General features: G+C 33.4%; 8 protein-coding genes and 2 pseudogenes. 8 read left to right on the forward strand and 2 right to left on the reverse strand.

The genetic code is table 11. The features are described 5' to 3' along the window. Positions 1–212 precede the first annotated feature (212 nt). Positions 213–3026, forward strand: coding sequence for a glycoside hydrolase family 70 protein (locus IEU90_RS11145; protein WP_229723701.1), 2814 nt, complete (start codon positions 213–215; stop codon positions 3024–3026). Between the two features lie 73 nt (positions 3027–3099). Here IEU90_RS11145 and IEU90_RS11150 read toward each other — a convergent pair. Beyond that, positions 3100–3288, reverse strand: a pseudogene (locus tag IEU90_RS11150) (transposase); the annotation flags it as partial. Here IEU90_RS11150 and rfbD point away from each other — a divergent pair. From rfbD to tnpA, 7 genes and pseudogenes are all read left to right on the forward strand, one after another. Then, positions 3284–3982, forward strand: a pseudogene (gene rfbD, locus IEU90_RS11155) (dTDP-4-dehydrorhamnose reductase); the annotation flags it as partial. The pseudogenes IEU90_RS11150 and rfbD sit on opposite strands and share 5 nt — an antisense overlap. Positions 3983–4696: 714 nt before the next feature. Next, positions 4697–5785 (forward strand): DUF262 domain-containing protein, encoded by a 1089-nt coding sequence (locus tag IEU90_RS11160; RefSeq protein ID WP_188358145.1) that lies wholly within the window; start codon positions 4697–4699, stop codon positions 5783–5785. Next, positions 5754–6188 carry an MAE_28990/MAE_18760 family HEPN-like nuclease gene (locus IEU90_RS11165; protein WP_188358146.1) on the forward strand — a complete coding sequence of 145 codons (435 nt, stop codon included), beginning with the start codon at positions 5754–5756 and terminating at the stop codon, positions 6186–6188. Before IEU90_RS11160 ends, IEU90_RS11165 begins: the two co-directional genes overlap by 32 nt. 8 nt (positions 6189–6196) lie before the next feature. Further along, positions 6197–6463, forward strand: a complete 267-nt coding sequence (locus IEU90_RS11550; protein ID WP_188358147.1) for an MAE_28990/MAE_18760 family HEPN-like nuclease — start codon at positions 6197–6199, stop codon at positions 6461–6463. Further along, positions 6444–6719, forward strand: a complete 276-nt coding sequence (locus IEU90_RS11175) for a hypothetical protein (protein ID WP_188358148.1) — start codon at positions 6444–6446, stop codon at positions 6717–6719. The genes IEU90_RS11550 and IEU90_RS11175 overlap by 20 nt, the downstream gene beginning before the upstream one ends. An 8-nt stretch (positions 6720–6727) precedes the next feature. Beyond that, positions 6728–7849 (forward strand): Eco57I restriction-modification methylase domain-containing protein, encoded by a 1122-nt coding sequence (locus IEU90_RS11180; RefSeq protein WP_188358149.1) that lies wholly within the window; start codon positions 6728–6730, stop codon positions 7847–7849. Between the two features lie 273 nt (positions 7850–8122). Further along, positions 8123–8527 carry an IS200/IS605 family transposase gene (gene tnpA / locus IEU90_RS11185; RefSeq protein WP_229723703.1) on the forward strand — a complete coding sequence of 135 codons (405 nt, stop codon included), beginning with the start codon at positions 8123–8125 and terminating at the stop codon, positions 8525–8527. Between the two features lie 631 nt (positions 8528–9158). Here the strand turns inward: tnpA and IEU90_RS11190 are convergent. After that, positions 9159–9653: transposase (locus IEU90_RS11190; RefSeq protein WP_188358150.1), on the reverse strand; the 495-nt coding region annotated here is incomplete at its 5' end.

Below are 9653 nucleotides of genomic sequence, written 5' to 3' on the forward strand. Positions count from 1 at the left end.
ACGGCAATCAAGTAGAATTTTCTGGTTGGCATGCCAGTGACCAAGCCTTTAATATGCCTTATCAATGGCTGATTGTACTATCTAATGGTAAGGAAGTTGGTCGTCAACTTATTAGCACTACTAAAGATGGAGTTGCTGGATTTAATAGAAATGATGTCTACAATGCTTTCCCAGAAATTGCTGGTAGTGTTCAATCTGGTTTCCAGGGATCAATGACGCTTAAAGACAGCCTAAATAATACTAGTGTTCAACTAGTCCATCGTTTTAGTGATGATGGAAAAAATGGTGAAGGCAATCGAATTGATTTATGGTCAGAAATCTTGCCTGTTAAGGACTCCTTCCAAATGGGTAAAAAGAATTTGATAACAAATATTACTTCTAAGATTGTTGATGGTAAGTTAAATGTTTACAATGCTGACAATAACTTTTTAATTAAGACAATTGATCAGGGGACTTGGCAAAACGTTGCTTATAGTCAAGATGAAAGTTCCATTAATAGTATTAATGGCTACCTAAGTTATGATGGTTGGTATCGTCCATACGGCACAAGTCAAGATGGTAAAACATGGTATAAAACTACTGTTATGGATTGGCGACCAATTTTAATGTATACATGGCCGAATAAGGATGTTCAAGCTCAATTTATCAAGTATTTCGTTGAACATGGTTATGAAAATAAGAATTACGGTCTTACTAAAGAAAGTGTCGCAAACTTGTCTGGTAAGACGGATACTAATCTTTTAAATACTAATGCTCAAAATTTGCGCTATGTAATAGAAAAGAACATTGCAGCCAATAAAGGTACCGCTAAGTTGGCAAGTGATATTAGCAATTTCATCCTCAGTGTTCCAGAACTATCACCAGCATCGGAACTACCTTTGGAAAATAGTAAGAATTATCATCCAGATGAAAGTGGAACAATCGATAGTGATGAAGTAATCTTTGTTAATAACGATTCTCAAAATCCTAAGCAGGGTAATACTAGCTATGCTGATAGCCAGTATCGGTTAATGAATCGAACAATCAATAACCAAGCTAATAATGATAATCGTGATAATAGTCCAGAATTATTAGTAGGTAACGATATCGATAACTCTAATCCAGTTGTTCAAGCAGAAAATATGAACTGGGAATACTTTTTATTAAACTACGGTAAAATAATGGGTTATAATCCAGATGGTAATTTCGATGGATTTCGGGTTGATGCTGCTGATAATGTTGATGCGGACGTTCTAGACCAAATGGCTGAATTAGTGAATGCTCTGTACCAAACTAAGGGCAATCAAGGTAATGCTAATGACCATTTAGTTTATAATGAAGGTTATCATTCAGGTGCACAGCATATGCTAGATAGCAAGGGTAATCCTGAACTATATATGGATAGTGGCATTTTTTATACATTAGCTAATGTTCTCGGTCGTAGCAATGGTCGAGATAAGGTTAATAACCTGATTACGAATAGTGTCGTTAATCGCGGCAATGATAGTTCTGAGAATGTGGCTACACCAAATTGGTCATTTGTAACTAACCATGATCAACGAAAGAACTTGATCAATCGCATGATTATTAATGACCATCAGGGAGTTGCGGATGTCATGGGAAATGGCTACAAGGCTGAATATGCAGAACAAGCTTGGAAAGAATACTATGCTGACCAAGCAAAGACTGATAAGAATTATGCTGAATACAATGTTCCTGCCCAATATGCTATCTTGTTAAGTAATAAGGATACTGTTCCACAAGTTTATTATGGTGACTTGTATAAAGAGACTGCTCAATATATGAAAGAAAAGAGTATGTATTATGATGCAATTACGACTCTGATGAAGGCTAGAAAACAATTTGTTAGTGGTGGACAAACCATGACAGCAATTAATGATAATCTGGTTACTAGTGTTCGTTATGGTAAAGGGGTTAAGAACGCTTCATCTCAAGGAGCTGATAAACTAAGTCGGACTAGTGGAATGGCTGTAGTTGTTGGCAATGATGCTAAGATGGTCGCACAAACTATTACTATTAATATGGGATTAGCCCATGCAAACCAGCAGTACCGTAACTTGATTGATACAACTGTGGCTGGTCTTACCTATAATGGTAAAGATAGTTTGAATCCTGAAATTTTAACTACCGATGATAAGGGAATCTTAAAAGTTAATGTTAAGGGATACGCTAATCCATACGTTAGTGGTTATCTAAGTGTCTGGGTTCCAGTTACTAATGCTAATCAAGATGTTGCTACTGCTGCATCAGAAATAGCAAATAACAAGGATAAGGTATATCAATCCAATGCAGCTCTCGATTCTCATATGATTTATGAAGACTTTAGCTTGTTCCAACCAATGCCAACAAGTAAAGAAGAACATGCTTATAATGTAATTGCAGATAATGCTAACTTATTTAATGAACTTGGTATTACTGACTTTTGGATGGCACCAGCTTATAGTCCATTTAACATGAGCCGTTACAATGAAGGGTATGCAACCAACGATCGGTATACGTTAGGAACTGAAAAGAATCCTACTAAATACGGAACCGGTGAGGAACTTTCTAATGCAATTGCTGCATTACACAGTGCTGGATTGAAAGTTCAAGAAGATATTGTTATGAATCAAATGATTGGGTTCTCTGGACGTGAAGCTACAACAGTAACACGTGCAAACAATTACGGTAATCAAATGTGGGTTGATGGTAAATCATATGCCAACCAAATTTACTTTGCATATACCGTTGGTGGCGGTGAAGGTCAGAAGAATTACGGTGGTAAGTTCTTACCAGAGCTACAGAAAAAGTATCCATCACTCTTTACAACTAAAGCGATCTCAACTGGTAAAGCACCAGATCCAACTACCCATATTACAGAGTGGTCCGCTAAATACCAAAACGGAACATCACTCCAAAATGTCGGAATTGGTCTAGCTATTAAGTTACCGAATGGTGATTATGCTTATCTCAAGAATAGTAATAATAACGCCTTTACAACAATGTTGCCAGAAGAAATTTCTTCTACTGACTATTATTTGAAATAAGGCAAACATGAGTATCTATTAATTTTAATTAATGGATATCAGCACCTCCTGCAAAGATGTGGGAGGTGTTTTTTTATGCAAATAAACAATCAATTCTTAAAAAGAAAAATTGCTGATTGGCAAAACCATAACAGGAACGCTTGAGGGTCTTAACTCGACGATCGATCCCTTACAAGGGACCGTTGGAGAATTCAAACTGGGTACTATTAATGACATAAGACTGATTTTTATTTAATGTAGCGATAGCCGTATCCATTTCCGTAAAACCAGCAGTTATTTATCATTGTGCAGCCTATACTGCTGTTGACAATGCCGAAGATGTGGCTAAAGAGTTAAATTGACAAGTAAATGAAGTCGGTACGCGTAATGTTGCCGAAGCAGCAAAAAAGATTGGTGCCAAGATGGTCTATATCAGTACCGACTATGTTTTTGATGGTACTAATGAGGGAGAATATGAAGTTGGTGCCCCAGTCAACCCAAAGAATGAATACGGTAAGGCAAAGTTAGCAGGTGAAGAAGCAGTTAAGGTAATTCTTGACGATTATTATATTATCCGCACTTCTTGGTTTTTTGGTAAGTATGGCAAGAACTTTGTCTACACCATGTTACGACTTGCCAGGGATCACGATAAATTAACAGTCGTAAATGATCAATTTGGTCGTCCAACCTGGACCCGTACTTTAGTGGAGTTTATGACATACTTAGTTGATAATGATCAGCCATTCGGTACATATCAATTATCTAATGAAGGCTCTTGCTCATGGTACGAATTTGCCAGTGAGATTTTGAAGGATCAGAATGTCGAAGTGGCACCAGTTGATTCGAATGCTTATCCAGCTAAGGCTTATCGTCCACGCCACTCAATTATGAGCTTGATGAAAGCGGAAAGTACTGGATTTGAGATCATTGATTGGCAGAGTGCGTTGAAGCAGTTTATGGGTGAGATTGAAGAATAGTATAGAAACCGGCTTGGTCGCCGGTTTTTTTGTATGGTATGATTTGATAAGAATGCTGGATAAAACAGGAGAGAAAATAAATGAATGATTACGTTTGAATTGTCTTTAGTGAGCAGAAATTATGAACTTTATAGCTCTGCCATATCTTGGCGAAAAAGTTTGTAGCTGTCAATTGTTAGTGCTGTGTGTATTGACTAGTATAGATAACATTAGATAATAAGCAATATTTAGGGGGGGAGCGTGTCTAAAATTAATTTCTCAGCATATTATGGGTGAAGCTTTAGTAGCAATGTAATTAAGCAAATATAATAGACCATATGAATTTAAAATCTACAGTAATACTGTCATTCCATTATATTAGAATTAATATTGGTACAATTTCGAAAAGACTTAAACTGATAGTTATGAACTAAGGGACAAGTTAATACTTTAATAATTATAAATTGATTCGGCTTTTGCCTAATCAAGATGAACTTGGTAAATTAGTAAGATAATTGTGGATCATTAACTTTGGTTTCGTTGACATTAGGATGTTGAGTAAGGGCAATCGGTCTATAAGTTTGTATAGCGATGATAGTCAATTCGATTGGGAAAAGCCAAGTTTTTAATATGTCTAGGATGATATCAAGTTTAATTTCCCCAAAAATGCCAAAAGGCAATACTTTCATGAGAGCATTGAGTCTTAAGTATTTAGAGAAAGGGATGTTTATAAAAATGGATGAAAGATTAGAAAGCCAATATGAGAATAGCGTTCAGTCTATAAAAACTGATCAGTATAGTTTATCCGTTGGTGAATTAATAAATATGTATAAAGATGGAGATATGATAATTGATCCAGAATACCAACGATATTATAGATGGAAAATGGAGCAACGTTCTTCATTTATAGAATCGATGATTCTTGGAATTCCGGTACCCTCAATTTTTGTTTCACAAGATGGAAGCGGTAAATGGGATGTTATCGATGGACTCCAACGTATAAGTACTTTATTACAATTAACGGGGGAATTAAAGAATGAAAAGCCTTTAGTACTAAAAGAAACTAAGTTTTTACCTGCTTTAAGAGACAAGACTTGGGAAACACTAGGCCCTAACTTTCAAAGAAGACTAAAAAGGAGAAGAATTAATGCCATTATAATTGATTCTTCCAATAATACTTCTATAAAGTATGAGTTGTTTCAACGTCTAAATACTAATGGGACAAATTTAAGCCCACAAGAGATACGAAATGTTGTAATTGCAATGGCTAATCATAATTTGTTTAGAGAAACTAAGAGTTTAAGTCAAAATGAGAGTTTTAAGAAAATTATAAGTAATATGACTAAGAGACAAAGAAACGAGCAGTTAGATAAAGAACTCATTGATGAGTGCTATATACTTTTAACGGTTCCAGCGCAAAGTATGAATCCATCCGATGATTTACAAGAGTTTATTACCAAAAAACTAATAGATAATGATAAACTATTAGAAAATTTGGACTCGAATGGTAAAAAAATGCTAGATGTTTTTGAATTGATGGCAAGAATATTAGGAGATAAAGCTTCAAAGGCTTATAAAAATGGAAAGTATGGGAAGCGATTTATGCGCCCAATTTTTGAGATGACATTTGTTTATACGGCTTTTCATAAACAAAAGATAGAATATAATAATGAAGTATTGGAACAATATCATAAAAAAATATTTAAATCTGCTTTATATGAAGAAATTACTAAAAGAGGCATGCGACCAGTAGATAGAATTAAGAAGATATTGTTATTTAAGGGTGACTTAAATGTCAAAAAAGCAAATAAAAACAGTCGATGAATTAATTGATAAGTTGGACAATGAACTAGCATGGCGAAAAAAAGAAATTATACAGGCTAATCTTTTAATAAGTAGTAATGTGGAAAATACTCCACTGAGCTTTACACAAAAATCATCTATATTAATAATATATGCTAATTGGGAAGGCTTTATAAATAAAGCTGCTAATTATTATGCTATGTTTGTTTTTTCGCAAAATATACCACTTATTTTCTTAAAAACGGGTTTTCTAGAAATTAAACTACAGCAAAAAAGATATTTTGATGATTTAATGATTTCAAAAAAGCAAGTAGTAAGGAAAAGATTTTTAGATAATCTAAACAAAGAATTATATTCAAAAGATATTCCTAGATTTGAGGATACATTAGGAAAGAGATATATATATCAACGGATTCAAACTTAAGTTCAAAATTGTTTGAGAATATATTAGAACTGCTAGGAATAGATTCTTCACGTTTTTTAACTAGGGCTAATTTTATTGATTCAGTGTTGCTTAGCTATAGAAACTCACTTGCACATGGAGAAAGAGGGTATGAAATAGTATTAGAAGATTTTGATGAGGTAGCTCATTATATATTAAAATTAATGGATACTTTTAAGGATAGTTTAATTGATTCTGCTATTAGAAAGGATTATATTAGAAAGTTAGATAAAAGCCATGAAACAAATTTCATTTAAAAAGAAAAACGGAATATATTATACAAATTCCCTTTTAGCTAAAAAAATGATATCGTTATTGAAAATTGATTATCGAAGAAGCTTTAAGCTTATTGAACTTGCAATCGGAGAAGGTCATATTATGACTTATATAATACAGGAGTTCTTAAATTTAAATAAGGATAAATCTCAAAATTATATTATAAACTTCTTAGAAACTAGTTTTTATGGCTTTGATGTTAGGGAAGACGCAATTCTTATCTGTAAAAAAAATTAAATAAGATTGTGAGTGACTTTTTTCAAAAAGAGATTAATGTCGATTGGAAAATTTATTGTCAGGATATTTTAAAGTGCGATTTTAAATTAAATGAATTTGATTATGTAATAAGTAATCCTCCTTTTGTTTCCAAAGCAAATATGGATTCTAATGCGATTAAGTTTTTAAATGATAATAGCCAGTTTTGTGATAAATACAACTATAATTTTTATTACTATTTTTTTGAGATTGGTTATAAATTATGGAATAAAAAGGGAAAAATGGTTTTTATTACTCCGAATACTTATATCAAGGCTGAAAGTTCTAGAGTTATGAATAAATTTTTTTTAAGACATCGAATGATTGAAAGAATTATAGACTTTGACGATCAACTAATGTTTGAAAATGTTTCTGTATTTACAGCAATAACAGTTTTTTCGACTAATAATCAATACTTACGTGTAGAAAAACCATATTCGAATTTCTTAAGAAACTTAGCTTACAGAGAGATAAATGTTAATTCCTATAATCCCTTTCTTAACGTAAGCGAAAGCCAATATTATTTAAGTGATATTGCTAAAATTAGAAATGGAATCGCCACATTGAATGATAAGACGTTTATCATTCAATCTAAAGAAGTTATTGACTTAACGGATAAGTATTTGATCTTTAAGAAGAATAAAAAAATGTTTAAGGTAGAAAGACAAATTTTAGTTAGAGGTATTCGTCCGTCTAATATTAGTGAGGTCAATTATGTAATTTTTCCTTATAATCTATTTGATTTTAAGAAGATTAATAATATGAAAGATTTATTCCCTTTGACTTATAAATATCTAAATAAAATGTTGTCACAATCTTTCAAAGAAAAATATGGATTATGGTGGGGAAGAAGTCAAGGTATACATGATGTAAATACGCCTAAAATAGTAGTATCAAGAAGTATTATTCCCTATTCAGAGCCATTCAAAATTGTGAAGTCTGGACTAGTCATTTCGGGAATACAAATTATAGCAAATAAAAATGACTTAGCAGAACTTACTACTTTTCTAAATTCTTCCAAGGTTCAGAAACTAATATCTTTGTTATCTAAAACATATATTCCTAAATATAAAAGTTTAAGTACTTCAATGTTAAAAAGAATACCTTTATAGTATATAAATTTGACGTGTACCCCAGAGTTGGAAATTAACTCTGGGGTATTTTATTAATGTCTTTAGACCTAGTTGAGTGCGTGAGCGAAGCGAGTGCACGAAACAAAAAACCACCTGCTCTGCGGGTGGGCGATAAAAATTATATAAAAAAGGCCTCTTTTGCCTTAAGATGTAGGTGTTCAAGCCAAAATCAAATAAGGGAAAAGAGGTTTTATAAATATGGCTAATAAACTAAATAGTTTAGCCCATACGAAGTGATTATGTAAGTACCATATCGTATTCATTCCAAAGTATAGACGGAAAGTAATTTACAATCAATATCGTAGGGATCTTAGAAACTATATAAAATTGTTGTGTAAGTACAAAGGCGTAACAATAATCGAAGGACATATGATGCCGGACCATGTGCATTTACTAGTAAGCATTCCACCGAAACTAAGCGTCTCACAATTTATGGGATATTTGAAAGGCAAAAGTGCATTGATGATGTTTGACCGTCATGCAAATTTAAAGTATAAATTTGGCAATCGACATTTTTGGGCAGAAGGATATTATGTAAGTATAGTGGGATTAAATGAATCCACAATTAAGAAATATATTCGAGATCAAGAAAAACATGACATGATTATAGATAAGCTAACAAGTACGGAATACTCAGACCCTTTTAAGGGTAAGTGAAGTAATACGAACACCGCTTAAAGCGGTGGCAAAGTAGTCAGAGCATTTTGGCTTGAGCAAAGCGAAAGCCAGCGCCTTGAGACGCTGGCTTTTCTAATCGGCTTATAGCCGATGTGCAAGGGTGGTTATGATTTGACCAGGAGTTCTAGCTTCTTTAACCGTGCTGTTATGGTGTGCTTACAGAAGGTCAATAATGGAACTAGTCAATTATCTCTGACTCAATTTCCAATATGCAATGCACTGGTATTGATTACTTACCATTTAACCTGATTTATTAAAATTTTCTTGATGTAAAAAATTAATTTTTACATTGAAAAAGTTTATGATGTACGATATAATTTTTTACAAATAGGAATAAGAAGAAGGCGAAAAATTATGGAAGAATTTCTAATCCTATTGTTATTATTAATTATTGCAATTAAGTATTAGGTGACGTGTACTTTTAAAGTTGGAACTTGTATATTCTTGCTTTAGAATTGAATAAATATTTTCTAGGCAACTAGATTCTACTCATATTGAAGTGGGGTTTGGTTGCCTAATTTGTGGGTATTTCTCAACTAGTATTGATGGATATCAATACCTCCTACGAGAATGTGGGAGGTGTTTTTTTACGCAAATAAACAATCAATTCTTAAAAAAATTGCTGATTGGCAAAACCATAACAGGAACGCTTGAGGGTCTTAATTCGACGATTGATCCCTTCCAAGGGACCGTTGGAGAACTTAAACTGGGTACTATTAATGACATAAGACTGATTTTTATTTAATGTAGCGATAGCCGTATCCATTTCTGTTCCGGTATTCTGATACTGACTCAGGATTGTGATTAAGCGTTCGCTATTTCGCTCATGAAGTGCCGCCGTAATTTCTTGATATGCGTTATAAACAGCACTAAACTGAGGAAATTGATTCAGTACTAGGTCAACGGCATTCTGTTTAGTCATATACTCGTTGATTCCACGTAAATAGACTGGCTTCTCTGGCTGCAGTTCGGTCGCTTTGAGATGGAAAAGTTTCCATTGTGATTTGAGTAGCTTGTATTCGCGAGTATGTTTATCTAGTAGTTTAAGAATATTAACTCGACAGTTATTAAGGGCGCGACCAACTAGTTGAACAATGTGGAAACG

Source organism: Limosilactobacillus caviae, from assembly GCF_014635905.1.
In the GTDB taxonomy this organism is placed as follows: Bacteria; Bacillota; Bacilli; order Lactobacillales; family Lactobacillaceae; genus Limosilactobacillus; species Limosilactobacillus caviae.

Coding starts and splice junctions, on each gene's coding strand:
- IEU90_RS11145 (WP_229723701.1), top strand. CDS start 213: ATGACGCTTAAAGACAGCCTAAATAATACTAGTGTTCAACTAGTCCAT.
- IEU90_RS11160 (WP_188358145.1), top strand. CDS start 4,697: ATGGATGAAAGATTAGAAAGCCAATATGAGAATAGCGTTCAGTCTATA.
- IEU90_RS11165 (WP_188358146.1), top strand. CDS start 5,754: ATGTCAAAAAAGCAAATAAAAACAGTCGATGAATTAATTGATAAGTTG.
- IEU90_RS11175 (WP_188358148.1), top strand. CDS start 6,444: ATGAAACAAATTTCATTTAAAAAGAAAAACGGAATATATTATACAAAT.